Consider the following 24,377-nt stretch of genomic DNA (forward strand, 5'->3'; position numbering starts at 1 on the left):
TGGAACCAGGTTCAACCCGGCCACGTCGCCGGTGAGATAATTTCGTCCGGTTGGTGACGGATCGCCGCGAACCTATCTTAGCGAAGAATGAGGCATGCACGCTCTAGCAGGCCTTCCGCGCCGCCAGCGCGTCCGCCACCGCGGTGCGGATATCGGCGACCGAGAACGGCTTCGTCACCACGTCATGCACGATCGCGTTGAGGCCGGAGGCGCGCTCGCGCTGGTGGGCAAAGCCGGTCATCAGCAGGATCTTCAGATCGGGAAAGTCGCGCGCCGTGGTGAGCGCCAGCGCGATGCCGTCCATCACCGGCATCTGGATGTCGGTGAGCAGCAGGTCGAACGCGCCCTGGTCGCGGGTCAGGATATCGAGCGCCTCGGCGCCATCCTGCGCGGTGACGGTCTCGTGGCCGTCCATGGCGATCGCGCGCGCCACCAGCGAGCGCATGGAGTCTTCATCGTCGGCAATCAGAACACGAGTCATGACGATCAATCGGTTGGCGGAGCGATCTGCGATGGCCTCAGGCGCGGCCGCCGACCAGATCCCGCTTGTTGAAGAAACGTACGTCGATATTGCGGCCTTCGGACGGCGGCGAGGCGAGGCGCGACTTGAAGAAGGCGCGTTCGCCGGGTTTCAGCACCGACTGTTCCAGCACCGCGTTCCAGGCGTAGATCTCGCTGCCCTTTGCGTCGCGGACCGAGAAGCGCAGCCGCGGCAACTCGACCGGCTTGCGGGTCTGCCCGACGATCATGCCCTCGATCACCAGCACCGGCTTGCCGTCGACGGTCTCGTTGGTGACCTTGATGTCCCTGAACGCGAGGCCGCGCAAATTCACCTCGAGCCCGACCATCTTGTAGAACAGCGCCGTCTGCGGCAGCAGGCGCACCACGTCGTTGCGCCACACCAGCAGCGCGACGAGCAGCGCGGCCATCGCCGCACAGGTGGCCGGCAGGGCACCGACCACGGGCACGAAGGGAATCCGGGGCAGCGAGGGCAGACGGAACTGGCCCGGACGGAACAGGTTTGGCAGGTGGAAGCGGCGTTTGGTTCCGTCGGCGCCATCGGCGTCGGTATGCGCCTCGGCATCTTCCTTGGCCACTGCGGGCCAGTCCGGTTCGGCATTTTCGCCCTCAGCGGGCCAGTCGGCCGAAATCGAGGGGCTGTCGACCACGGGAGTCTGTTCCGCGTCCTCCTCCTGGGCCATCGCCTCCCATTCGGCGGCGGCTGAGTCGGCATAGGGGGGCGCTGCCGCCATGGTCGGAACCGCAGCCCCGATCGCATCTTCCGGCCGCGCCAGCCAGACCTCCTTGCAGCGGGAACAGCGGACGGTGCGTCCGGACTCGCCGAGGGTGGCCAGCTTGATGGCGTAAGATGTTGTACAATGCGGGCAAACGATGTGCATGGAGCCGAATCTCCACCGTGTCTCTGCCCGGATGCTACCCAGCGACCGTTAACGAATCGGAAACCATAACCGACGCACAAGGCTGCTGGGCGGTTCGCCGCCGGTTCGCCGGCCGGCGAGCCTGTTGTGCAGGGTTTTGGGCTGTCGCCCATCTCGAACGGAGCTAGCGCTTGGTTCGGTTCGAACATGTCGGTTTGCGCTACGGGCTCGGCCCGGAGATCTTGCGCGACCTCTCCTTCGTGATCCCGGCGCACTCGTTCCAGTTCCTCACCGGACCGTCGGGCGCGGGCAAGACCTCGCTGCTGCGGCTGCTGTTCCTGTCGCTGCGGCCGACGCGCGGGCTGGTCAACCTGTTCGGCCACGACGTTTCCCTGCTCAGCAAGGACCAGGTCGCAGATCTGCGCAAGCGCATCGGCATCGTGCTGCAGGACTTCCGCCTACTCGACCACATGACGACCTACGAGAACGTGGCACTGCCGTTCCGCGTGATGGGGCGGGAGGAATCGAGCTACCGGCGCGAGGTGATCGACCTCTTGAAATGGGTCGGCCTCGGCGAGCGCATGGATGCGCTGCCGCCGATCCTGTCGGGCGGCGAGAAGCAGCGCGCCGCGATCGCGCGAGCGGTGATTTCGCGGCCGCAACTGCTGCTGGCGGACGAGCCGACCGGCAGCGTCGACCCGACGCTCGGACGCCGCCTGTTGCGGCTGTTCATCGAACTCAACAAGTCCGGCACCGCCGTCATCATCGCGACCCACGACATCACGCTGATGGATCAGTACGAGGCACGGCGGCTGGTGCTGCATCAGGGACGGTTGCACGTCTATGAATAGGAACGAGGAGCAGGTGTCGCTGGTGGATCTCGGGCGCGAGCGCCCGCAGGTCCCGGCGATGGCGCGCAACATGTCGCCGATCGTGCCGCGCGCCTCGATTGCCGGCCGCGCGCTGGTCGCGGTGGTCGCAATCATGACCTTCCTCGCCTCGATCACGACCGGCGCCGTGCTCCTGGTCAGCGCATCGGCGGCCGAATGGCAGTCGGAGGTCGCAAGCGAGATCACCATACAGGTGCGGCCCGCGACCGGCCGCGACCTCGACCGCGATGCGCAGGCGACGGCAGACGCGATGCGGGCGCAACCGGGCATTCTCGACGTCCGCCCGTTCACCAAGGAGGAATCGGCCAAGCTGCTCGAGCCATGGCTCGGCAGCGGGCTCTCGATCGACGAATTGCCGGTGCCGCGCGTCATCGTGGCGCGGGTGCAGCCGGGCTCGACGCTCGATCTCGCCGCGCTGCGCACGCGGGTGACGCAGGCCGCACCGACCGCCACCGTCGACGATCACCGCGCCTGGATCGAGCGCATGCGCTCGATGACCGGCGCCACGGTGTTTGCCGGCGTCGGCATCCTCATTCTCGTGATCATCGCCACCATCATCTCGGTGTCGTTCGCCACCCGCGGTGCGATGGCCGCCAACCGCCCGATCGTCGAGGTGCTGCATTTCGTCGGCGCCGGCGACAGCTACATCGCCAACCGCTTCCTGCGGCATTTTCTCCGGCTCGGTCTCGAAGGCGGGCTGATCGGCGGCGGCGCGGCGATGCTGGCGTTCGGGTTCTCCGAATCGATCGCCAGTTGGTTCTCCGGCACGCCGGTCGGCGACCAGTTCGCGGCCCTGCTCGGCACCTTTTCCCTGCGTCCGTCCGGCTATTTGGCGCTGGCGGCGCAGGCGGTGCTGATCGCGGCGATCACCGCGTGGGCGTCACGACGCACACTGTTTGCAACCCTCGACGATATCGACTGACGGTTGCGCGATCACGATCATGATGCCGGCTTCGTGATCTCCCCGCGCTCATCGCGTGTGATCTCCTGCGCACCTGCTTCGCTTTTGTCGCGGGAAACCGGTTTCCACTTTTCCGGATCATGCTCTAAAATCCCTTGGGGAAGGAAAATCGCATCACATGAGTTCGCAGACCGACGATACGTCGCTCGATAGCCGTGCCGTGCGCCCGCGGGGCCGGCTGCGCGCGGCCGTCGTCGCGTCGCTGGCGCTGGCGTTCGTCGCCGCAGCCCTGGGCTTCGTCGGCTTTCTCTCGCAACTGCGCGGCGTCGAGACCGATCCGCCGCACGACGCCGACGGCATCGTGGTGCTGACCGGCGGCTCGTCGCGGGTGTCGGACGCGATGGAGCTGCTGGCCGCGGGCTACGGCAAGCGGCTGTTGATCTCGGGCGTGCATCCGACCAATGCCGCGAGCGACATCTCGCGCTTGGTGCCGGACAGCCAGGGGCTGATGAACTGCTGTGTCGATCTCGACCGCTCCGCGGTGAACACCCGCAGCAATGCGGCGGAGACACGCCGCTGGGTGCGCGAGCGCGGCTTCAAGTCGCTGATCGTGGTGACCTCCAACTACCACATGCCGCGCGCCATCGTGGAATTGTCGCATGCGATGCCTGATGTCACGCTGATCCCGTTCGCCGTGGTCGGCGACAAATGGCGCGACGAACCCTGGTGGACCAGTGGCGCGACGTTCCGTCTCTTGCTATCGGAATACGCCAAATACGTCGCTGCGGAGCTGCGGGTGCGGCTGGCCGACATCGGCCTCGACCTGACCTCGGATCTCGGCGAGCCGGTCGCCGCGCCCCGCCGCCCCACCACCGCGCAGGTGAATTGATGTCAGCCATCGTCATTCCGGGGCGATGCGAAGCATCGAGCCTCAGATGCGCAATTGCGCATCGGGGAATCTCGAGATTCCGGATCTGGTGCTGATGCACCATCCCGGAATGACGGTGTGATTGTACGAGGGTAGTTTTAGAGATGACGTCGATCTTCCTGCGCTCGCTGGTTTTCAACGTGCTGTTCTATTTGGTGCTGGTGGCGCTCTGCATCATCGCGATCCCGGCGCTGCTGCTGCCGCGCTCGGCGCTGATGGCGCTGCAGGCGGCGTGGGCCAACACCAGCCTGTTCCTGATGCGTGTGATCTGCAACATCAGGGTCGAATTCCGCGGCGTCGAGAAGATTCCGCAAGGCCCGCTGCTGATCGCCTCGAAGCACCAGTCGTTCTGGGAGACGTTTGCGCTGGTGCGCTTCTTCGAGCATCCGCTGTTCATCCTCAAGCGCGAGCTGATGATGATCCCGGTGTTCGGCTGGTATTTGAAGAAAGTGGGCATGATCTCGGTCGAGCGCGGCGGCGGGCCGCGCTCGCTGCTCAAGACGCTGAAGCGCGCGGCTGCCGAGGTGAAGCTCGGCCGCCAGCTCGTGATCTTTCCGGAAGGCACGCGCACCGCGCCCGGCGCGCCGCCGCATTACAAGGCCGGCGTCGCCCAGATCTATGTCGAGAGCGGCGTGCCGTGCCTGCCGATCGCGCTGAATTCGGGACTGTTCTGGCCGCGCCGCACCTTCATGCGCTATCCGGGCACGCTGGTGGTCGAATTCCTCGATCCCCTGCCGCCGGGCTTGCCGCGCGACGAGTTCATGACCCGTCTGCGCGACCAGATCGAAACCGCCACCAGCCGCATCGTCGACTCCGCCCGCGCCGAGCAGGCGCAATTGTTCGGCGGGGTGCCGAGCCCGGCAAAGGGTTAAAGCGGGGATGGCTTTTGGTTAAGTCAGCGTGACCGCCGACTGGGTGCACCTCTCCCGCTTGCGGGGTCGAGACGAGCGAAGCTCGCTCTTAGGTCGGATCGCATCGAATGATGCGATCCGGTTGGGCTCTCTCCACTCGAAGGGTCGGACTCGTGGCGATATCCCCACCCCGCCCTCCCCCGCAAGCGGGGGGGAGCCGCAGCATCGTTGCGCGGGGTTCTGACCGCTTCGTGTGCGGTCAGCGCATGACGAACGGGTTGGCCGGAACGTCCCGCGCGGTCGAGATCCAGACGCTCTTGGTTTCCTGATATTCGCGCACCGCGTCGATGCCGCTCTCGCGGCCCACGCCGGAATGCTTCATGCCGCCGAACGGCATCATGTAGCTGATGGCGCGGTAGGTGTTGACCCACACGGTGCCGGCGCGCAGCTGCTTCGGCACGCGGATGGCGCGCGCGAGATCGCGGGTCCAGATGCCGGCGGCAAGGCCGTAGATCGTGTCGTTGGCGATGCGGATGGCGTCCTCCTCGGTGTCGAAAGAGATGATCGACAGCACCGGCCCGAACACCTCCTCGCGTGCGATCCGCATCGTGTTGTCGACATCGGTGAAGATCGTCGGCTCGACGAACTGGCCGCCCTGGATGCCCGCGCCGGACGCCGGCTTGCCGCCGAGCAGGCAGCGCGCGCCTTCCGCTTTCGCGATGTCGATATAGTCGAGTACCTTCTTGTATTGCGCCGGCGTCGTGATCGGGCCGACATTGGTGTCCGCCAGCATCGGATCGCCGATCTTGGCGGACTTTGCGAGCTCCAGCACCCGCGCGACGAATTTCTCCTTGATCGAGCTCTGCACCAGGAGGCGCGATCCGGCGATGCAGGTCTGGCCGGTCGCGGCGAAGATGCCGGAGATGGCGCCGGCCGCGGCGGCGGTCAGGTCGGCATCCTCGAACACGATGTTGGGCGACTTGCCGCCGAGCTCGAGCGAGACGCGCTTCAGGCTCCTTGCCGCGGTCGCGTAGACCTTGGCGCCGGTGGTATCCGATCCGGTGAAGGTGATCTTGGCGACGCCCGGATGCGAAATCAGCTCGGTGCCGATCTCGGGCCCGAAGCCGGTCACCACGTTGAAGATGCCGTCGGGAATTCCGGCCTCCTTGGTCAGCGCGGCGAATTCCAGCGTGCTGGCCGAGGTGAACTCCGACGGCTTGACGATGACGGCGCACCCGGCGGCGAGCGCCGCGGCGCATTTCCAGGCGACGAATAATAGCGGCGAATTCCAGGCGGTGAGCGCCGCGACGACGCCGACCGGCTCATGCGTCGTGTAGGCGAAGGTCTCCGGCTTGTCGATCGGCACCAGGCCGCCCTCGAGCTTGTCGACCAGTCCGCCGTAATACCACCACCACTCCGGATGGTAGCGGAGCTGGCCAAGCATCTCCGCCATCAGCTTGCCGTTGTCGCGGACCTCGATCTCGGCGAGGCGCTCTGCGTTCGCGGCGACGAGGTCGCCGAGCTTGCGCATCACCTTGCCGCGCGCCGACGCCGTCATCTTCGACCAGGGCCCGCGCCACATCGCCTCATTGGCGGCCTTCACCGCCTTGTCGGCATCGGCGGCCGAGCCGCGCGGGATCTTCGCCCACGCCTGGCCGCGATAGGGATCGATCGTCTCGAACCACTCGCCGTTGGCTGGGTCGACATACTGGCCGTTGATGTAAAGCTGATAGCTCTTCACGATATCCTCCCACGCGTCGAGGCAATGTTGTTTGGAGGAACGATATCACGCCTTGCGCTGCGCCGTCATAACGCAGTCGCGTGAAGGGGTTGCAGCCGGCTCGTGGGCGCAGCGTCAGTGCGCGGCGGCAAGCTCCGCCGCGATGATGGCGCCGAGCGCCATGTCGCTTTGCTGCCCGAAGCCGTGATGCACCACGCTGCCGTCGCGTCCGATCAGGATGCTGGTCGGTGTTCCCTGCATGCCGTAGCGCTGCATGGTGACCGGGATCGCCGTGCCGTCCCCGGCCTCGTCGACGCCGATCGGGAAGGTCAGCCGGTATTCGTGGATGAAGGCTTCCAGCGACACCGGCGTCATGGCGGCGTGGTGCTCGAACACGGTGTGCAGGCCGATGACCTGCAGGTCCGAATGCTTGAACAGCTCGAAGGCGCGTTGCGTCTGCGGTGTTCCATGTGCGACGCATCCGGGACACAGCATCTGGAACGCATGCAGCAGAACCGGGCGGCCGCGCAGCGCGGCCAGCGTCAGGGGCTCGCCGGTGTTGAACCAGCGCGACACTGCGAGTTCAGGCGCGAGAGCCACAGATTTGTTCCTTGCCTTGTTCCTTGCGCTGGCCGTCGACGGCAGGGTGGCAATATCGGATCGGATCTGTCAACGATCGGCCAGGCTGGAATGCGCCCGGCGCGCCGCCCTTCGCCTCATGGTCCAATGCCTGGCGCGGTCGAGATAGAGATAGACGACCGGGGTCGTATAGAGCGTCAGGATCTGGCTCAGGATCAGCCCGCCGAAGATCGCGATGCCGAGCGGCTGGCGCAGCTCGCTGCCTTCACCCAGCCCGATCATCAGCGGAACCGCGCCGAATAGGGCGGCGAGCGTCGTCATCATGATCGGCCGGAACCGCATCAGGCAGGCTTCGTAGATCGCGTCGCGCGACGACAGCCCGCGCTGGCGCTCGGCGTCGAGCGCGAAATCGATCATCATGATCGCATTCTTCTTCACGATGCCGATCAGGAGGATCACCCCGATCATGGCGATGATGTCGAACTCGGTATGCGACAGCATCAGTGCCGCCACCGCGCCGACGCCGGCCGAGGGCAGGGTGGAGAGGATGGTGAGCGGATGAACGTAGCTCTCATAGAGCATGCCGAGCGAGATGTAGATCGTCGCCAGCGCCGCGAGGATGAGATAGATCTCGTTCGCCATCGACTGCTGGAAGATCTTGGCGGCGCCGGCGAAGGCGCCATGAATGCCCGCCGGCATGCCGATCTGCTTCATGGTCGTCTCGATCGTCGTAGTCGCCGTGCTCAGCGAGACGCCCGGCGGCAGGTTGAAGGAGATGGTGCTGGCGACCAGGAGATCCTGATGGTTGACGACCAGCGGCGTCTCGCCCGGCTCGAACCGCGCAACGCTGGCCAGTGGGATCATCGTCTCCTGGTTGGTGCTGACCGCCGTCCCGGTCGACGATGTGCCCTTGCCGGTGGCGCCGATCGAGTTGGTCGCGAGGTTGCGCACCGCGTTGGCCGCCACCGAACTGATCGAGCTCTTCTGCGCGGACGAGGCCACCGTTCCGGCCACCGCGTTGGTGGTCTGTGTCCCGGTCGCCGATCCGCCCGAGGTGCTGACATAGACCTGCTTCAAGGTCTCCGGGTTCTGCGAATAGGCGGGCGCGACCTCCATGATCACGTGATACTGGTTGCGCGCGACGAAGATCGTCGAGACCTGGCGTTGCCCGAAGGCATCGTAGAGCGTGTTGTCGAGCTGGCTGACCGTGATCCCGAGGCGGGCGGCGGCATCGCGATCGATGATCAGGTTGGATTGCAGGGCCTTGTTCTGCTGGTCGCTGTTGACGTCGGCGAGCGTCGGCTGCTTTTGCAGCGCTGCGACGAGCTTGGGCGTCCATTCGTTCAGCTCCTCGAATGTCGAGCCCTGCAGCGTGTATTGATACGCCGCATTGCCGGACCGCCCGCCGGCGCCGAGGTCGCCGATCGATTGCAGGAACAGCGTGGCGCCCGCCACCTCCGACAGCCGGTTGCGCAGCCGCTCGATCACCTGATCGGCGCGCATTTTGCGTTCGCTCATCGGCTTCAGCGACGCGAACACCGTTCCGGTGTTGGTTCCGCCGCCCGGGCCCGCACCGCCGCCGGTGAAGCCGACGGCGGTGTTGACCGCCGGATCGTGTTTGACGATGTCGATGAACTGCGTGAGCTTCTGCCGCATCAGCTGAAACGAGGTACTCTGGTCGGCCCGGATCGAGCCGATCAGCAGTCCGGTATCCTGTTGCGGGACGAAACCCTTCGGCACGACGCCGTAGAGATGGAAGTTCAGGTAGAGGGTCGTGCCCAGGATCAGCATCACCAGCACCGGATGGCGCAATGCGATGGCCAGCGTCCAGCGGTAGCCGCTCAACGTCAGCTCGAAGACGCGCTCGCAGATCCGGTAGAGCCGCCCGTGCCGCCGGCCATGCTCGGCGCGCAGCAGCACGGCGCACATCATCGGCGTGGTGGTCAGCGAGATCACGAGCGAGATCACAATCGCGATCGTGATCGTCATGGCGAATTCGCGGAACAGGCGGCCCACCAGGCCGCCCATCAGCAGGATCGGGACGAACACCGCGATCAGCGACACGCTCATCGACAGAACGGTGAAGCCGACCTCGCGGGTGCCGAGCAGCGTCGCCTCCAGCCGCGACATCCCGGCATCCATGTGGCGGGTGATGTTCTCCAGCACGACGATGGCGTCGTCCACGACGAAGCCGGTCGCCACCGTCAGCGCCATCAGCGAGAAGATGTCGAGCGAGTATCCGAGCAGATACATCACGGCAAAGGTCGCGATCAGCGACACCGACACCGCGACCACAGGCACCAGCGTCGCGCGCGCGTTGCGCAGGAACGCGAACACGACCAGGATCACCAGGGCGACAGCGATCAGGAGCGTGATCTCGACGTCGCGCAGCGAGGCCCGGATCGTCTTCGAGCGGTCGACCGCGAGCGTGATGTCGATGGCGGGCGAGACCGAGGCCTTGAGCTGGGGCATCAGGCTCTTCACGTGATCGACCATCTTGATGATGTTGGCGCCGGGCTGCCGGTACACGATCATCACGATCGCCGGTTTGCCGTTGGAGAGGCCGAGCGTGCGGACATTCTCCACGGAATCGATGACGTCGCCGACATCGGTCAGGCGCACCGCGGCGCCGTTGCGGTAGGCGACGACCAGCGGCTTGTAGTCGTCGGCCTTCCTGGACTGGTCGTTGGCGTAGATCTGGTAGCGCCGCTCGCCGACATCGATGCCGCCCTTCGGGCTGTGCGCATTGGCGCTGGAGAGCGCGGCGCGAACGTCCTCCAGCCCGATGCCGTATTTGTAGAGCGCCGACGGGACCAGCTCGACGCGCACGGCAGGCAGCGATCCGCCGCCGACCGAGACTTCGCCGACACCCTCGACCTGCGACAGTTTCTGGGCAAGCACGGTCGAGGCGGCGTCATAGAGCTCGGCCGGCGTCAGCGTATCCGACGTCACGGTGTAGATCAGGATCGGCGCCGAGGCCGGGTTGAATTTGCGATAGGTGGGATTGGTGCGCAGGTTGGTCGGCAGGTCGGCGCGTGCGGCGTTGATGGCGGCCTGCACGTCGCGCGCGGCGCCGTTGATGTCGCGGTCGATGTCGAACTGCAGCGTGATGCGGGCGGACCCGAGCGAGCTCGCCGAGGTCATTTCGGTGACGCTGGCGATCTGGCCGAGATGGCGCTCGAGCGGGCTTGCCACCGTGGCGGCCACGTCCGCGGGGCTGGCGCCGGGCAGGGTCGCCTGCACCATGATGGTTGGAATATCGACATCGGGCAGCGGCGAGACCGGCAGCTTGAAGAATGCAATGACGCCCGCCACCACGAGTCCCAGCGACAGCAGCGTGGTGGCCACCGGACGGCGGATAAAGGGGGTAGAGAGATTCATTGCATTCGCGATCGGCGTCGTTGCAGCCCAGCTTCTATCCGTCCGCGCCGCGACGCAAAAGCCAAATGTTACCGGGCGCCGCCACACCTCCGCCGCGATTTCGTTGCTGCGAGCAGGCGCGTCGTGTCCCCGGAGCAATCGCTGGAATAATACGCGCGTCGCGCCGATATGGGCGTCACGGCCAGTTTGTAGGTGGGTAGGTTTGTAGGGTGGGTAGAGCGAAGCGAAACCCACCTATATCCGCGCGGGGAAGATGGTGGGGTTACGCTTACGCTAACTTGCTGCGTCATAAATGTTGTATCTCCTCAATTCCTGAGGAGACCGCGAAGCGGGCGTCTCGAAGGATGTAGGCCACAGATGGGGCCTCGTGGTTCGCCTGGCGATGCAAAGCATCGTCCAGAGACGCGCGTTCCGCGCTCCTCACCATGAGGGTTACGAACCCGCCCTACGCCTCTCTGGTGTCCAGAAGGGGTGATGAGCCGGATGAGCGTCGTGCAGCATTACGGCGAGTTGGTGCAGCTGTGCGTCGCGAAAGCCCTGCTTCTCGATCGAGGCGACCGTCGAGAGCACGTAGTCGCGATTGTTGCCGGAGCGGCCGTGGCCCTGCTGCACGAGGCGCAATTGCTCGGGTAGCGACAGCCGTCCTGCATATTGCACATGGCCGCGATCGACCACATAGGCGAGCGCGCTCACTCGCTGCCGCGCCTCGTTCTCGAGCCACACCGAGCGCATCACCTCGCGGTAGACATTGGTGGTCTGCTCGCGCGCGCGCAGATAGCCGATGGTGTCGTGGCGCAAGTGGCCGGCGACGCGGAATGCGATGCCGCGGCAGGCGCCGCCACGGTCGAGGCCCAGCACCAGGCCGGGCTTTTCCGGCGTTCCGCGGTGGTCGAAGGAATAGACGCAGAGCGCGCGGTGCTCGCCGATCAGCCGGGCCGGCACCTGCTCGATGAAGGCAAAGCCCGGCTTCCACATCAGCGAGCCGTAGCCGAACACCCAGAGGTCGGCGTCATCCGGGTCCGATGATGAGGGATTATTTGCTGCCATGGCGTTGATGGGCTAGCAGAACGAATCACCGAGGCGAAGCAAATTCCGCGATGTTTCCGCGGCTTGCTGTTGCTTAGATTTTGACAAATTCGCCCGCCAAAGGACCCGATATGTCCGACAAGACCTCCGTGCCGCGCCGGCGCTCGCGTTTTGGCCTTTACATCGCGCCCGTCCTGGTCCTCGTCGCCGCGGTGGCCTGGAGCGGATTCTGGTTCTATGCCGCCTCTCAAGTGGGGGTGCAGGCCGATGCCTGGCGCGCGCAGGAGGCGAGGGCCGGCCGGGTCTATGACTGCGGCAAGCGGTCGGTGGCCGGTTACCCGTTCCGGCTGGAAATCCGTTGTGCGGATCCGAGTGTGATGCTGGTCTCGCAGACCGCCTCGCCGCAAACGTCGTTTGTCGCGCGGCTCGCCGAGATCCTGGTCGTCGCGCAGATCTACGATCCCAGGCTCGTGATCGCGGAATTCAAGGGGCCGGCGACGCTCGGCGAGCACGGTGCGTCGCCGTCGCTATCGATCGACTGGAGCAAGGGGCGCAGCAGTGTGGTCGGGCTGCCGGCGGTGCCGCAGCGCGCCTCGCTGGTGTTCGACGATCTCGCCCTCGATCGCATTGGCGGCGCGACGGCGGTGCCGCTGGCGCGCTTGGGTCATGTCGAGCTCCACGGCCGGCAGGTCGACGGGCCGACGCCGGACAGCCCGGCGATCGAAACCGTGTTGCAGATCTCGAACGGCACCCTGCAGGACATCCATCCCTTGCTCACCCAGCCGTTCAACGCCGATATCCATGCGCGGCTGAACGGGCTGAAGGACCTTTCGCCCAAGCCGTGGCCCGACCGTTTCCGCGAGCTCCAGGCGGCCGGCGGCAGCGTGGAGATCATGCAGTCGCGGATCGAGCAGGGCGACGTTCTCTCGGTCGCCGCAGGCACCTTGCGTCTCAACGCGCAGGGGCGCATCGAGGGCGAGCTGCAGATGACCGTCGCCGGCCTCGAGCGCGTCATCCCCGCGCTCGGCATCGACAAGATGCTGGAGGACGGCGTCCCGCAGTCAACGCTCGATCGCGTCGCGCCTGGTGTGAAGAGTCAGGACCTCAGCAATCTGTTCGGCGCGCTCGATCGCGCCATTCCCGGCCTCGGCAAGGTGATCAAGCAGAACGCCAATGCCGGCATTTCAGCAGGCATCAATTCGCTCGGCACCGAGGCCATGCTCGAGGGCAAGAAGGCCCGCAGCTTCCCGCTCCGCTTCGCCGATGGCGCGGTGTTCCTGGGCCCGCTGAAGGTCGGCCAGATTCCGCCGCTGTTCTGAGCGATGAGTATTGATCATATTGCTGAGGCCGTTCGCGAAACCGGAGCGTCAGCCGCGTTTCCTGGTGTCGGCGGTGCGCCGAGGACGGACGACCACATCGTCATGATCCAGCTCCGCTACTACCCGTTCTGACGCGTTTTCGAGCGAAGTGGACCGCACGTGAGTCAGCCCGCAACGCTGCGGAGACGTTGCGGCGGCACCATCACGGCAGCAGGTGCGCGTCGCAGCGGCGAGTGTCAGTGGAGGCGAGTTGCATTCGGGCAACATCCTCCGGAAATATGGATCGTTAACCCTCTTTCGCCATTGCGCGACTATTCCCTGACCCGACAATCCGCCTCGTCACATGCTTGGCTGTGCTGGCTCCGAGGAGCCTTTGGAGGCTGGGATGATGAACGCACGGCGAATCGGGGCGGCAGCGTTGTGCCGGACAGTCGTTCTGCCCGGTTGCATTGTCGCCTGGTCTGCGGCGTTCGGTTCGGCTGGAATCGAGAATATCAGCGCGTCAGCTGACGATTACTGCGCACCTCCTGCCGTCGCCGATGCCGTGCCTGCCATATCACCGGCAACTGCCAGGTCGACCGCCGCAGGCGATGTCGCCAATGTGGTGACCACCGGCGGATCGGAAGCGGTGGCGGCCGTCGACCCGGCGCCGACCTCTCACGAGCCGGAAGCCGCCGTGGAGGCCAGATCGACCGATCCGACGGTGTCGCCGGAAACTGAACCGGTTCAGGCGCCGACGGCGAACACGTCGGGCCCGGAGTCTCGCGAGGCCAAGGAGACGGTGGGCTCCATCGAAATTCTCGACGAGTGCTGGGACGTGAACGTCTGCATCGACCGCTATTTGTGGGCGCTCTATCAAAGGACGCCCAAGGAAGACACCATCAAGGTGCCGGAACAACGGACGGTGACAGTCAGGAAAAAGAAGAAAATGGTGACGCTCACCAGAACGTTCACCAGGCTTGTCGATGAGGATTTCGCCTGGAAGGACGCGAAGGCGGCCGAGAGAGCCGCCATGCCCATGATGGATTACGTCGTCGGAGGCATGGATCGGACCTTCAAGCTGAAGCTCTTTCATGCGCTTCTCGCGGCGGAACAGGCCGGCTTGTCGCCCGGCATCACCAGCGCCTTCCGCGACGACTACCGGCAGTCGATTGCAAGCGGCCTCAAGGCGGCCAGCGACCGGTCGTATCACGGCGGCAGCTTCCGTGGCGGCTACGGCCATGGGCTTGCGGCTGACATTGTCAGCGTCGACGGTGCGACACGCGACGAGCGATGGAGGTCGTCGGAAAAACTCTGGAAATGGATCGACGCGCACGGAAGGGAGTTTGGCGTCGGGCGCCCCTATCTCGATCGGGACCCGGCGCACACGGCTCCGATCGACGGCAAGGAATATGCCGCTCACAACCATGGCGCCAAAACGCAACAAGCGGCACTGGACGTGAAGATGCGCAACCGGCCCGCTGCACGGGCCAAGCACGCCACGGTGAAACGTCGAAGAACCGCAAAGTCGTCGAAGGTGAGAACGATCTGACGGCAAGCGGGTGCGACAATTCAACACGACGGGCAACTCAGTAAAACCCGTCAAGCCCTTGGGTGAGAAATATTTCTGTTTTCCGGAAATGCCAACTCGGTGTATGAATAGCCCGTCTCACCCGCCTGAGGGGGCGCTTCGCGATCGTCACGAGTGTTGGGTCGAGATGCGGTGGACGCCGCTGTCACGGCTGACGAGCGTGGCAGATGGCGGACGGTGAAGTCGTGCAGGCCTGACGCCCTAGTGGCAGGTGTCTCCTCGCAAGATGCGGAACGCATCTTTGCGAAGACGGTGACAACAAAGCCCAGTCTCGCCGGGGCGAGCACGTATAAGCCGTAAAGCCATCGCGCAGGGAAGGCCGGGATTGCTCCGGTTTCACCTGTGGTCCTGCCTCCCGTGCTTTTTTCACTGCACGGGACCCATGGGTGCGATCGGCACCCGGCTTTCCCTGCGCCCTCTGCGATCAGAGCGGCGAAACGAAATGCAAGACTCGGACAGATCGTGTCGCGAGAATGCGGATGTGTATCCGCGACGTTTTTTGACAGTGGGGTCGCGATCCTACCGCGTCATTGCGAGCCAACGGGTCGCGCAAACGCGCGCCGATGACAGGCTCCGCGAAGCAATCCATGGCGCCACGAGCCGAGAGATGGATTGCTTCGTCGCTTCGCTCCTCGCAATGACGGACGGGCTACAAGGATCGCGTCAATCCGCCTTGTCCAAATTCGCATGCGGCCGGCCGAAGTCGGCGGCGGCGGAATCCTGGCCGATCTCGACGATGCCGCGGCGGATTGCGCGGGTACGGGTGAAATGGTCGAACAGCGCATCGCCGTCGCCGCGGCGGATTGCGCGCGTGAGCTTCGACAGGTCCTCGTTGAAGGTGCCGAGCATCTCCAGCACGGCCTCCTTGTTGGAGAGGAACACGTCGCGCCACATCGTCGGGTCGGACGCCGCGATGCGGGTGAAGTCGCGGAAGCCGCCGGCCGAGAACTTGATCACTTCGGATTCCGTCACCTGTGCCAGCTCGTCAGCGGTGCCGACGATGGTGTAGGCGATCAGATGCGGCAAATGGCTGGTGATCGCGAGCACGAGATCATGATGATCCGGCGTCATGATCTCGACCTTGGCGCCGAGCGCGGCCCAGAAGGCGCGCAGCCGGTCGGTCGCGGCGGGATCGGTGCCGTCAGGCGGCGTCAGGATGCACCAGCGGTTGATGAAGAGCTCGGCGAAGCCGGAATCCGGGCCGGAATGCTCGGTGCCGGCGACGGGATGTGCCGGCACGAAGTGCACGGCGTCAGGCAGATGCGGCGCCATGTCCTTCACGACTGCCCCCTTCACCGAGCCGACGTCGGAGATGATGGCGCCGGGCTTCAGGTGCGCCGCGATCTCGGCTGCGACCGGACCGCAGGCGCCGACAGGAATGCAGAGGATGACGAGATCGGCATCCTTCGCGGCTTCCGCATTGGTCGCGACGACCTGATCGACAATGCCGAGCTCGGCGACGCGCGCGCGTGTCTTCTCCGAGCGTGCGGTGGTGACGATCTCGCCGACCAGGCCTTGCGCGCGGGCAGCGCGCGCAATCGAGCCGCCGATCAGGCCGAAGCCGATCAGCGCGAGGCGTTTGAAGAGCGGGGCTGTGGTCACGATGTTCACCTTCCGGCCATGAAGTCGCGCAGGCCCTCGACCACGAGGCGGTTGGCTTCCTCGGTGCCGATGGTCATGCGCAGCGCGTGCGGCAGCTTGTAATTGTTGAGCGCGCGCAGCACGAGGCCGCGCCGTGTGAGATAGGCGTCGGCGTCCGCCGCGGTCCTGCCCTTGTCGGTGGGGAAATGGATCAGCACGAAGTTCGCGACGCTCGGCGTCACCTTCAGCCCGAGCTTGCCGATCTCCTCGGTCAGCCAGTTGCGCCACTGTTCGGTGTGCGTCTTCGACATCTGCACATGCGCGGAGTCCTCGATCGCCGCCGCGGCCGCCAGCATCGCCGGCGTCGAGACGTTGAACGGACCGCGGATGCGGTTGCAGGCATCGACGATGTGCGCCGGCCCGAACATCCAGCCCACGCGCAACGCGGCAAGCCCGTGGATCTTCGAGAAGGTGTGGGTGACCACCGTGTTGTCGGTGGTGGCGCCGAGCTCGATGCCGAACTCGTAATCGTTGCGCGAGACGTAGTCGGCATAGGCGGCGTCGAGTACTAGCAGCACCTGCGACGGCAGGGCGGCGCGCAGGCGCTTGACCTCGTCGAACGGCAGATAGGTGCCGGTCGGGTTGTTCGGGTTGGCGAGCCACACCAGCTTGGTGCGCGGCGTCACAACCTTCAGGATGGCGTCGACGTCGGCGGTGAAATTGCTTTCGGCGGCGATCACGTTCTTCGCGCCGTTCGCCACGGTCGCGATCGGGTAGACCAGGAAGCCGTGGGTGGTCGAGATCGCTTCGTCGCCCTGTGCGAGATAGGTGTGCGCGAGCAGATTGAGGATCTCATCGGATCCGGCGCCGCAGATGATGCGGTCGGGATCGAGACCGTAGGTGCGGCCGATCGCTTCGCGCAGCACGCGCGAAGAGCCCTCCGGATAGTCCTCGAGATGGTCGGCCGCGTGCTTGTAGGCCGCGATCGCTTTCGGCGACGGGCCGAACGGCGTCTCGTTGGCGGACAGCTTGAACACCTTGCGCCCCGGTTCCGGCACCGGGCTCTTGCCCGGCGTGTAGGGCGCAATATCGAGGATGCCGGGGTTCGGCACGGGGCGGGACATCATCAACTCCGGACAGAGCGCTTTCCAGCGAAGTGGATACCGGTTCGCGTAAGAAAACGCGTCAAAACAAGAACCGAGGCGGGCGGCTTAGCTTCTGGCCGACCCGCCAGGAGGCACCGTATAGCGCGTTGCGTGGTTGCCGACGAGAGCCGACGAGCGGACCGAGGCGCCGGCCTCAATCAGGGCGAGCTTGATCGCCTCGAAGCCGGTACCCGCGACCGACACCAGCAGCGCGGCGCCGTCGAAGGCGGTGTCGGGCACCGCGACGATCTCGGCGAGCGGCGCCAGCGCGCGCGCGACGTCGGCGTTCCAGCCGGAAACGCGCACGCTCCACACCTGGACCTCCGTCACCATGGCATCGTCGGCGACCCGCGAGACCACGAACACCGGCAGCGCGGCGGGGTGGTCGGCGCGCTCGAGGAAAGGCAGCCGCGCGATGATCTTTGGCGCGCCACTGGCTTCGAGCGCGTTCCACCACGGCGTGCGGCTTGCGATCGCCGAGACCAGCGCGAGGTCGCCCTTGGACGATGCCACCGCATCGACCGCGGCCTGCGCGCTGAAATGCGCCACATAGGGCACCATGAAGCCGAAATGGAATCGCGCCGAATCCCGCATCGCGGACTCGCCGACGGAGACGTCGGCATGCACCGAGAACGGCGCCTGCACATAGGTGAACGTCGAGATGATGACGCGCCAGATGCTCTCGATGGTGTCGAGCGGCAGGATGCCGCGATGACGCTTCACCAGCTCGCGCATCATGCTGGCCTCGCGTGCGGGGCGGAATGCCGAGCCGACCTCCTGGGTCTTCTTGACCTGGATCAGGCGGTCGATGATGTCGCCGCGCGCCATCAGCAGGCGATGGACCTGCTCGTCGATTGCGTCGATCTCCTTACGCAACTCCTGCAGTGAAGGCGGCGACGGGGGAGGGTTGGACATCTGAAAACCTTGTGATCCGGGCGGCCCGATGACTGTGTCCCTGATTAGGAAAGACGGCCGCCGAAAGCAAAGAGAAACGTCGCAGGCGTGCCTTGCGCGATCGGGTTAACCATGGGGTGAGGGCGAGGCGAACCTTGACGACACGGGGGCCGAGGACTAGTTTCCCTGCACTTCCGTGGTCATTTGAGCCGGCCGGCTTGCAGCCACGTTAAACAACTCGCTAAACAGGCCGGGGACAGATCAGCTCCCGGCCGAACCTTTGTTCAGGCCGGGTTTTTTATGGCCTGATTCTCGTTCGAGGCCTCCCGCGCGGAGGCGGGGTCGCCTAGATGAGCAACGTGCGTCCGATACCGAGCCCTTCGATCAATAGGGATGATCGCGCCCATGAGGCCGATCATCCCTCGTCGTTGGTGGTGAAGTTCGGCATGGACCAGCCGCTGAGGCTCGATTGCGGCGTCGATCTCGCACCATTCCAGATCGCCTACCAGACCTATGGCGAGCTCAATGCCGACCGCTCCAACGCGATCCTGGTCTGTCACGCGCTGACCGGCGATCAGCACGTCAACAACATCCATCCCGTCACCGGCAAGCCCGGCTGGTGGGAGACCATGGTCGGCGCCGGCAAGCCGCTCGACCCGCGCAAATATTTCATCATCTGCTCCAACGTGATCGGCGGCTGCATGGGCTCGACCGGCCCTGCCTCGTTCAACCCTGTCACCGGCAAGGTATGGGGGCTGGATTTCCCGATCATCACCATTCCCGACATGGTGCGCGCCCAGGCGATGCTGATCGATCGTCTCGGCATCACGACGCTGTTCTGCGTGGTCGGCGGCTCGATGGGCGGCATGCAGGCGGTGCAATGGGTCGCGGCTTATCCCGAGCGCGTGTTCTCGACGCTCGCGATCGCCTGCGCGACACGCCACTCCGCGCAGAACATCGCCTTCCACGAGCTCGGACGGCAGGCCGTGATGGCCGATCCGGACTGGCGTGGCGGCCGCTATGTCGACGAGGAAACGCATCCTCATCGCGGGCTCGCGGTGGCGCGGATGGCCGCGCACATCACCTATCTCTCGGACGCCGCGCTGCATCGCAAATTCGGGCGGCGGATGCAGGACCGCGACCTGCCGACCTTCTCGTTCGATGCGGATTTCCAGGTCGAGAGCTATCTGCGCTACCAAGGCTCGTCATTCGTCGAGCGCTTCGACGCCAACAGCTATCTCTATTTGACGCGCGCGATGGACTATTTCGACATTGCCGCCGATCACAACGGCGTGCTGGCGAAGGCGTTCACCGGCATCAAGACGCGCTTCTGCGTGATCTCGTTCACCAGCGACTGGCTGTTCCCGACCTCGGAGTCACGCGCGCTGGTGCACGCGCTGAATGCCTCGAGCGCGCGGGTGTCGTTCGCCGAGATCGAGACCGACAAGGGCCACGACGCGTTCCTGCTCGACGTGCCCGAATTCCTGGATATCTCCCGCGCCTTCCTGCAGGCCGCAGGCAAGGCGCGCGGGCTTGGAAATGGCGACGACAAGTCATGAGCATCCAGCAAACCCTGCCGCTGCCCGGCGTCGCGCCCGAGCGAACCGGAAGCTACCGCGCTGACCATCTCCTGGTCGCCGACATGGTTCAGCCCGGCACCCGCGTGCTCGACGTCGGCTGTGGCGACGGTGACCTCTTGGAGCTGCTGGAGAGCCGCGGCATCGACGGGCGCGGCATCGAGCTGTCGCGCGAGGGGGTCAACCGCTGCGTGGCCAAGGGGCTCGCCGTGGTGCAGGGCGATGCCGACACCGACCTCGTCAACTATCCCGACGACGCCTTCGACTACGTGATCCTGTCGCAGACCCTGCAGGCGACGCGGCAGCCGAAGGTGGTGCTGGAGAATCTGCTGCGCATCGGCCATCGCGCCATCGTCTCGTTCCCGAATTTCGGATTTTGGAAGATGCGGTTGCAGCTCCTGATCGGCGGTCACATGCCGCGCACCGAGAACCTGCCAGCGACCTGGTACGACACCGCCAACATCCATTTCTGCACCATCAAGGACTTCGTCCAGCTCTGCGACGAGATCAACGGCAAGATGGAGCGCGCGGTCGCGCTCGATCTCTACGGCCGCCCGGTGCCGCTCAATCTGCCCTGGTGGGTCTGGAACATGTTCGGTGAGCAGGGCGTGTTCCTGCTCAGCCGCGGCGAGAAGGGGAAGTGACGGTTCACACCGGCGCCGCCACCAGCGAGCGCGGATCGCGCACCGGCCAGCGGCCGGCCTCGACCAGCGCGATGAAGCGTTCGACCATCTCGTTGAACAGCGCGGGCTCCTCCAGGTTGAGCACGTGGCCCGACTTCGGAAAGAAGGCGAGGCCCGCCGCCGGCAGATGCTTCTTCAGGAACATGCTGGGCTCGATGCAATTGTCGTCCTCGTCGCCGCACAGGATCAGCGCCGGCGTCGGCACACGCCGGATCGCCTCTGTCATGGTGTAGATCGAGGGCCGGCCGCCTTGAAAGCTGCGCATCGTGTTAGCCGAGCCCTTGGCGTCATGACGGGCGAGGGCGGCGTAGAAATCGGCATGGCCGCGCGGGTCCTTCAGCAGGAACGGAATCCGGCTCGGCGCCTCGCGCGTGACCTTCGCGACCTCGACCGATCCGATCGACTCATACTGCTCGGCATTGGCGCGGCACTGCGCGCGGAAGGCATCGAGATTTTCCAGGCTGGAGCCGGAGCCGACGGCGGCCAGCGTCATCGAGATTGCGCGCTCCGGCGCATTGAGGCCGATCTGCAGCGACGAGTAGGAGCCCATCGAAAGGCCGATGAAATGCGCTTTCGCGATCCCGAGATGGTCGAGCACCGCGAGCGCATCGGTATAGAAATGCTTGTAGGTGTAGACGTCGGCATTCGGCGGCACGTCCGACGGCGTGTAGCCGCGCGCCGAATAGGCGATGCAGCGGTGCCCGCGCGAGAAGTACCGCATCTGCGGTTCCCAGTTGGTGTGATCAGCGGCGAACTCGTGCAGGAAAATGATCGGCGTCCCGCTGCCCGCCTCTTCGAAATGGAGGCGGACATTATCTTTCGTGACGGCGTGGGGCATTTGAAATTCCTTCTCGTGGGCCGGCGCCAGATTTGCAATTAATTCCCGGGGCCGCAATGCGGTAGCTCTGATTCTCTTTTCGTCACGGAATTTGCGCGGAATAACCCAGAAATCGTTTCTGCAGCGCCGCAAGAAGCCTTCCTCTCGCCACATCTCGATTTTCAAAACCCTCGCCGTGTTCCGCAGGGAACACGATGGGGATTTGGGGGTGTTACAGAGGATCTCGTGAAAGTATGATTCAGTTGCTTGCGTATTGCCGGTCGCTTCGTCTTGTCGCACTGGCTCTGGGGTCGCTCACTGTCGCCGTCGTGTCCGCCGCTCCAGCTTCCGCCCGCACCCACCATTCACGTCACGCGCAATCGGCCCATGCCGGCTATCACGCGCGCCATTACGCCAATCATCACTATCGCCATGCAGTGCGCCTCTCGCGCTGGGAGCGCGGCGTCGCACGGATGCGGGCGCACGATCTCGCCGACGCCAATGCCAGCGTGGTGCCGAACACGGGCGGCGTGACGGAGACAAGCAGCTTTGGCTCGTCGGGCCTCGTCGCCGAGGCGCGCCGTTATCTCGGCGGCAATCCGACCGGCCGCGCGAGCCTGTGGTGCGCGCGCTTCATGAACATGGTGCTGAAGGAGTCCGGCTATCGTGGCACCGGCTCCGACATGGCAAGTTCGTTCGCCAAATACGGCCAGCGCGTTTCGGGTCCGCAGGTCGGCGCCATCGCGGTGATGAGCCGCCGCGGCGGCGGTCATGTCGGCATCATCACCGGCATCGACGCCAAGGGCAATCCGATCATGATCTCGGGCAATAACGGCAACCGCGTCCGCGAGGCGCCGGTGTCGCGCGGCCGGATCTATGCCTACGTGATGCCCACGAATTGAGCCGTCATTGCGAGCCGGAGCAGGGTGGGTAGAGCGAACCGAAACCCACCGTCAGCGTCTCGGGGCTAAAGTGATGGTTTACGCGACTACGAGACGTACCTACACCAGCGTCGACCGCTCGGCGGCGATCGTGTCATTCACCGCGACGCTGCCGTCGGCAATGATCTCGGCATAGACGCCGCACTCATTGTGGCCGAAGCGCTGCATCAAAGTCTGCGGGATCGTGAGATCGCGCACACCGGTCTCGGGATCGACATTGACCGCGGCGCAGCGGGTGATGCGCTTCACCACCTTGGCCCGCGCGCTGCCGATCGCGATGGTCTGGTCGAGCAGGCTGGCCTCATGCCAGGCAGGCCAGCCCTCGACATAGAGGTTGGCGCGAAAGCGCAAGGGATGGACTGCCGCCTGCACCATGCTCTCGATGGCGCGCAGGCTCGCGAGATTGATGATCGAGACCACCTTGCGCGCGACGTCAGAGAAGCTGTGGCCAGGGCTCGCCAGCACCTTGGGCGGTCCCTTGATCACGCCCGCATGGTGACCGGCGAAATAGCGCTCGATCGCCGCGCGCCCTGCGGCGGTCTCAAGGTCGCCCTGGGCCACCATCGCGCCGTCCCGGCGCAGCGTCAGCACGTGGCTGTCGTCGTCGAAATGGGCACGCAGCGGCGCCAGCCACTCGTCCCGCTGCAGCATCAGGAAATGCGGTTTCGGGAGCCACTTCGGCGCCGCCGGATCGAAGCCGCTCGGACCGTTCTCGATCGCATAGCGGCGGTCGGACCGCAGCGTATGGCCGGCCTTTAGCTCCGCGTGCGGCAGGGGCTCCGGCGTGAGGCCTTTGACGGGGTAGCGGTAGATGCCGGCGATCCTGGCGGAGGAGGTGCGTGTGTTGTCCATCCGCCCCCTCTACTTTGTTTGACGCGCGAGGAGAACCTCCGGGAACAGGAAGGCAGCTAGTCGGCGCGCGGCGCTCCGGGTGTGTCGAGGGTCCGCTGCATGAACACGAGATCCAGCCAGCGGCCGAACTTGCGTCCGATCTCCGGCATGCGCGCCACCTCGACGAAGCCCATCGCAGCATGCAGCCGGAGCGAGGCCTGATTGCCGCCATCGATGCCGGCGATCAGGACGTGCTTGCCGAGCACGGTTGCGGCCGCCACCAGTTCGTTGACGATGAGGCGCCCGAGCCCACGGCCGCGATGGTCGGCATGGATATAGACGCTATGCTCGACGCTGTAGCGGTAGCCCGGCCAGGCCCGGAAGTCGCCGAATGTGCCGTAGCCGAGGACCGTCGATCCCTCGGCGGCGACCAGCACCGGGTAGCCGAGCGCTTGTCTCGCCTTCATCCACGCCAGCCGTTCGGCCTCGGTGTCCTGCTTCTCCGTCCAGACCGCGTTCGAGTTGGCGACCGCCTCGTTGTAGATCGCGGTGATCGCGGGAATGTCGTGCTCGGTAGCTGGGAGGATAGTCATCTTAGGTTCCTCAATCGGGCCTCTTGAACCAACCGGATCGTTTACTATATAAGACAACATGTCAATTATAGAAGACAAGGCTGACGAGGCTCTCGGGAGGCGGGTCCGTGCCGAACGGGAGGGCCGTGGCTGGTCGCTGGCGGAACTGGCCGGCCGGGCCGGCGTGTCCAAGGCCATGCTCAGCAAGATCGAGCGGGCCGAGGCGAGCCCGACGGCGGCGACGCTGTCGCGGATCGCGACGGCCTATGGTCTGACCATGGCCGCGCTATTCGAGCCGGCGGTGTCAGAAGGTTCCCGCCTGCAGCGCGCCAAGGATCAACCCGTCTGGCGCGATCCGAAGGCGGCCTATCTGCGGCGGCAGGTGTTCTTGCATCCTGCCAATCCGCTGGAACTGGTCGAGATCGAGCTTCCTGCCAGGCAGGAGGTCGGCTTTCCCGCCAGCGCCTATCACCTGATCCGTCAGGTGGTCTGGGTCATCGACGGCCGCCTCACCCTGATGGAGGGGGCGGCTCGTCACGAGCTTGCCGCGGGCGACCGTATCGAGCTCGGGCCGCCATCTGACATCATCTTCCGTAATGAGAGTGCTCAGCCCTGCCGCTACCTTGTCGCCGTCGTGCGGCGCTGACACGCGATTGTAACCGCCGGGCAAAAATCGCGAGCTGTGGCTCTTCCGTTTTGGAACCAAGTGCCCACATCTGCGGCAAGCCCAAGAAATGATGGCGACGACCAGAGGCCGATTGAGGAACGTCAATGCGGCCCGCGGAAACCCAA

22 protein-coding genes and 1 riboswitch are annotated in these 24,377 nt (G+C 65.3%); of the genes, 10 read left to right on the forward strand and 12 right to left on the reverse strand.

Going from position 1 to position 24,377, the window contains the following annotated elements; all coding sequences use genetic code 11:
- Positions 1-103: 103 nt before the first annotated feature.
- A complete protein-coding gene (locus MTX23_RS04075) occupies positions 104-481 on the reverse strand; it encodes a response regulator (RefSeq protein ID WP_280975353.1) in 378 nt (125 codons plus the stop codon).
- 37 nt (positions 482-518) lie between these two features.
- Complete coding sequence (locus MTX23_RS04080; protein ID WP_280975354.1) at positions 519-1,400, reverse strand: MJ0042-type zinc finger domain-containing protein; 882 nt, start codon at positions 1,398-1,400, stop codon at positions 519-521.
- Between the two features lie 170 nt (positions 1,401-1,570).
- On the opposite strand from MTX23_RS04080, the gene ftsE reads away from it, so the two are divergent.
- From ftsE to MTX23_RS04100, 4 genes are all read left to right on the forward strand, one after another.
- The gene (gene ftsE / locus MTX23_RS04085) at positions 1,571-2,230 is read left to right on the forward strand and encodes a cell division ATP-binding protein FtsE (protein WP_280975355.1); all 660 of its coding nucleotides are present in this window, start codon (positions 1,571-1,573) and stop codon (positions 2,228-2,230) included.
- Complete coding sequence (locus tag MTX23_RS04090) at positions 2,223-3,191, forward strand: ABC transporter permease (protein WP_280975356.1); 969 nt, start codon at positions 2,223-2,225, stop codon at positions 3,189-3,191. The genes ftsE and MTX23_RS04090 overlap by 8 nt, the downstream gene beginning before the upstream one ends.
- A 157-nt stretch (positions 3,192-3,348) precedes the next feature.
- A complete protein-coding gene (locus MTX23_RS04095; protein ID WP_280975357.1) occupies positions 3,349-4,059 on the forward strand; it encodes a YdcF family protein in 711 nt (236 codons plus the stop codon).
- 143 nt (positions 4,060-4,202) lie between these two features.
- Positions 4,203-4,970 carry a lysophospholipid acyltransferase family protein gene (locus MTX23_RS04100; protein ID WP_280975358.1) on the forward strand — a complete coding sequence of 256 codons (768 nt, stop codon included), beginning with the start codon at positions 4,203-4,205 and terminating at the stop codon, positions 4,968-4,970.
- A gap of 238 nt (positions 4,971-5,208) precedes the next feature.
- On the opposite strand, the gene MTX23_RS04105 is transcribed toward MTX23_RS04100, so the two are convergent.
- The 4 genes from MTX23_RS04105 to MTX23_RS04120 form a co-directional block, all read right to left on the reverse strand.
- Positions 5,209-6,690, reverse strand: a complete 1,482-nt coding sequence (locus MTX23_RS04105; protein ID WP_280975359.1) for an aldehyde dehydrogenase — start codon at positions 6,688-6,690, stop codon at positions 5,209-5,211.
- A gap of 114 nt (positions 6,691-6,804) precedes the next feature.
- Complete coding sequence (locus tag MTX23_RS04110) at positions 6,805-7,269, reverse strand: TlpA disulfide reductase family protein (protein WP_280975360.1); 465 nt, start codon at positions 7,267-7,269, stop codon at positions 6,805-6,807.
- Between the two features lie 69 nt (positions 7,270-7,338).
- Positions 7,339-10,629 (reverse strand): efflux RND transporter permease subunit, encoded by a 3,291-nt coding sequence (locus MTX23_RS04115; protein ID WP_280975361.1) that lies wholly within the window; start codon positions 10,627-10,629, stop codon positions 7,339-7,341.
- Between the two features lie 432 nt (positions 10,630-11,061).
- Entirely contained in the window at positions 11,062-11,676 is a 615-nt protein-coding gene (locus tag MTX23_RS04120; protein ID WP_280975362.1) for a gamma-glutamylcyclotransferase, read from the reverse strand.
- A gap of 110 nt (positions 11,677-11,786) precedes the next feature.
- Between MTX23_RS04120 and MTX23_RS04125 the strand changes: the two genes are divergently transcribed.
- Together MTX23_RS04125 and MTX23_RS04130 are read left to right on the forward strand one after the other, a co-directional pair.
- Positions 11,787-12,974: a DUF2125 domain-containing protein gene (locus MTX23_RS04125; RefSeq protein WP_280975363.1), complete on the forward strand. Its 1,188-nt coding sequence runs from the start codon at positions 11,787-11,789 to the stop codon at positions 12,972-12,974.
- A gap of 385 nt (positions 12,975-13,359) precedes the next feature.
- Complete coding sequence (locus MTX23_RS04130; protein WP_280975364.1) at positions 13,360-14,505, forward strand: peptidase M15; 1,146 nt, start codon at positions 13,360-13,362, stop codon at positions 14,503-14,505.
- Between the two features lie 702 nt (positions 14,506-15,207).
- Here MTX23_RS04130 and MTX23_RS04135 read toward each other — a convergent pair.
- From MTX23_RS04135 to MTX23_RS04145, 3 genes are all read right to left on the reverse strand, one after another.
- Complete coding sequence (locus tag MTX23_RS04135; RefSeq protein ID WP_280975365.1) at positions 15,208-16,146, reverse strand: prephenate/arogenate dehydrogenase family protein; 939 nt, start codon at positions 16,144-16,146, stop codon at positions 15,208-15,210.
- 5 nt (positions 16,147-16,151) lie between these two features.
- Entirely contained in the window at positions 16,152-17,249 is a 1,098-nt protein-coding gene (hisC, locus tag MTX23_RS04140) for a histidinol-phosphate transaminase (RefSeq protein ID WP_280975366.1), read from the reverse strand.
- A gap of 87 nt (positions 17,250-17,336) precedes the next feature.
- Positions 17,337-18,185, reverse strand: coding sequence for a chorismate mutase (locus MTX23_RS04145; protein WP_280975367.1), 849 nt, complete (start codon positions 18,183-18,185; stop codon positions 17,337-17,339).
- Positions 18,186-18,350: 165 nt separating this feature from the next.
- Positions 18,351-18,430: riboswitch (SAM riboswitch) on the forward strand.
- A gap of 84 nt (positions 18,431-18,514) precedes the next feature.
- Between MTX23_RS04145 and MTX23_RS04150 the strand changes: the two genes are divergently transcribed.
- Positions 18,515-19,723, forward strand: a complete 1,209-nt coding sequence (locus MTX23_RS04150; RefSeq protein WP_280975368.1) for a homoserine O-acetyltransferase — start codon at positions 18,515-18,517, stop codon at positions 19,721-19,723.
- Positions 19,720-20,385 (forward strand): methionine biosynthesis protein MetW, encoded by a 666-nt coding sequence (gene metW, locus MTX23_RS04155; RefSeq protein WP_280975369.1) that lies wholly within the window; start codon positions 19,720-19,722, stop codon positions 20,383-20,385. The genes MTX23_RS04150 and metW overlap by 4 nt, the downstream gene beginning before the upstream one ends.
- A 4-nt stretch (positions 20,386-20,389) precedes the next feature.
- Here the strand turns inward: metW and MTX23_RS04160 are convergent, their stop codons facing one another.
- A complete protein-coding gene (locus MTX23_RS04160) occupies positions 20,390-21,262 on the reverse strand; it encodes an alpha/beta hydrolase (protein ID WP_280975370.1) in 873 nt (290 codons plus the stop codon).
- A gap of 233 nt (positions 21,263-21,495) precedes the next feature.
- On the opposite strand from MTX23_RS04160, the gene MTX23_RS04165 reads away from it, so the two are divergent.
- Complete coding sequence (locus tag MTX23_RS04165; protein WP_280975371.1) at positions 21,496-22,143, forward strand: TIGR02594 family protein; 648 nt, start codon at positions 21,496-21,498, stop codon at positions 22,141-22,143.
- A gap of 99 nt (positions 22,144-22,242) precedes the next feature.
- On the opposite strand, the gene MTX23_RS04170 is transcribed toward MTX23_RS04165, so the two are convergent.
- Positions 22,243-23,034, reverse strand: a complete 792-nt coding sequence (locus MTX23_RS04170; RefSeq protein ID WP_280975372.1) for an MOSC domain-containing protein — start codon at positions 23,032-23,034, stop codon at positions 22,243-22,245.
- A gap of 56 nt (positions 23,035-23,090) precedes the next feature.
- Positions 23,091-23,606, reverse strand: a complete 516-nt coding sequence (locus MTX23_RS04175; protein WP_280975373.1) for a GNAT family N-acetyltransferase — start codon at positions 23,604-23,606, stop codon at positions 23,091-23,093.
- A 58-nt stretch (positions 23,607-23,664) separates the two neighbouring features.
- On the opposite strand from MTX23_RS04175, the gene MTX23_RS04180 reads away from it, so the two are divergent.
- Entirely contained in the window at positions 23,665-24,231 is a 567-nt protein-coding gene (locus tag MTX23_RS04180) for a helix-turn-helix transcriptional regulator (protein ID WP_280975374.1), read from the forward strand.
- Positions 24,232-24,377: the final 146 nt, after the last annotated feature.

The organism is Bradyrhizobium sp. ISRA436 (assembly GCF_029910015.1).
In the GTDB taxonomy this organism is placed as follows: Bacteria; Pseudomonadota; Alphaproteobacteria; order Rhizobiales; family Xanthobacteraceae; genus Bradyrhizobium.

What these genes read in the sequence shown, in the direction of transcription:
- MTX23_RS04075 (WP_280975353.1), bottom strand. Translation starts at nt 481, where the DNA reads ATGACTCGTGTTCTGATTGCCGACGATGAAGACTCCATGCGCTCGCTG.
- MTX23_RS04080 (WP_280975354.1), bottom strand. Translation starts at nt 1,400, where the DNA reads ATGCACATCGTTTGCCCGCATTGTACAACATCTTACGCCATCAAGCTG.
- MTX23_RS04090 (WP_280975356.1), top strand. Translation starts at nt 2,223, where the DNA reads ATGAATAGGAACGAGGAGCAGGTGTCGCTGGTGGATCTCGGGCGCGAG.
- MTX23_RS04095 (WP_280975357.1), top strand. Translation starts at nt 3,349, where the DNA reads ATGAGTTCGCAGACCGACGATACGTCGCTCGATAGCCGTGCCGTGCGC.
- MTX23_RS04100 (WP_280975358.1), top strand. Translation starts at nt 4,203, where the DNA reads ATGACGTCGATCTTCCTGCGCTCGCTGGTTTTCAACGTGCTGTTCTAT.
- MTX23_RS04115 (WP_280975361.1), bottom strand. Translation starts at nt 10,629, where the DNA reads ATGAATCTCTCTACCCCCTTTATCCGCCGTCCGGTGGCCACCACGCTG.
- MTX23_RS04120 (WP_280975362.1), bottom strand. Translation starts at nt 11,676, where the DNA reads ATGGCAGCAAATAATCCCTCATCATCGGACCCGGATGACGCCGACCTC.
- MTX23_RS04125 (WP_280975363.1), top strand. Translation starts at nt 11,787, where the DNA reads ATGTCCGACAAGACCTCCGTGCCGCGCCGGCGCTCGCGTTTTGGCCTT.
- MTX23_RS04130 (WP_280975364.1), top strand. Translation starts at nt 13,360, where the DNA reads ATGATGAACGCACGGCGAATCGGGGCGGCAGCGTTGTGCCGGACAGTC.
- hisC (WP_280975366.1), bottom strand. Translation starts at nt 17,249, where the DNA reads ATGTCCCGCCCCGTGCCGAACCCCGGCATCCTCGATATTGCGCCCTAC.
- MTX23_RS04145 (WP_280975367.1), bottom strand. Translation starts at nt 18,185, where the DNA reads ATGTCCAACCCTCCCCCGTCGCCGCCTTCACTGCAGGAGTTGCGTAAG.
- MTX23_RS04150 (WP_280975368.1), top strand. Translation starts at nt 18,515, where the DNA reads ATGAGCAACGTGCGTCCGATACCGAGCCCTTCGATCAATAGGGATGAT.
- metW (WP_280975369.1), top strand. Translation starts at nt 19,720, where the DNA reads ATGAGCATCCAGCAAACCCTGCCGCTGCCCGGCGTCGCGCCCGAGCGA.
- MTX23_RS04160 (WP_280975370.1), bottom strand. Translation starts at nt 21,262, where the DNA reads ATGCCCCACGCCGTCACGAAAGATAATGTCCGCCTCCATTTCGAAGAG.
- MTX23_RS04165 (WP_280975371.1), top strand. Translation starts at nt 21,496, where the DNA reads ATGATTCAGTTGCTTGCGTATTGCCGGTCGCTTCGTCTTGTCGCACTG.
- MTX23_RS04170 (WP_280975372.1), bottom strand. Translation starts at nt 23,034, where the DNA reads ATGGACAACACACGCACCTCCTCCGCCAGGATCGCCGGCATCTACCGC.
- MTX23_RS04175 (WP_280975373.1), bottom strand. Translation starts at nt 23,606, where the DNA reads ATGACTATCCTCCCAGCTACCGAGCACGACATTCCCGCGATCACCGCG.
- MTX23_RS04180 (WP_280975374.1), top strand. Translation starts at nt 23,665, where the DNA reads ATGTCAATTATAGAAGACAAGGCTGACGAGGCTCTCGGGAGGCGGGTC.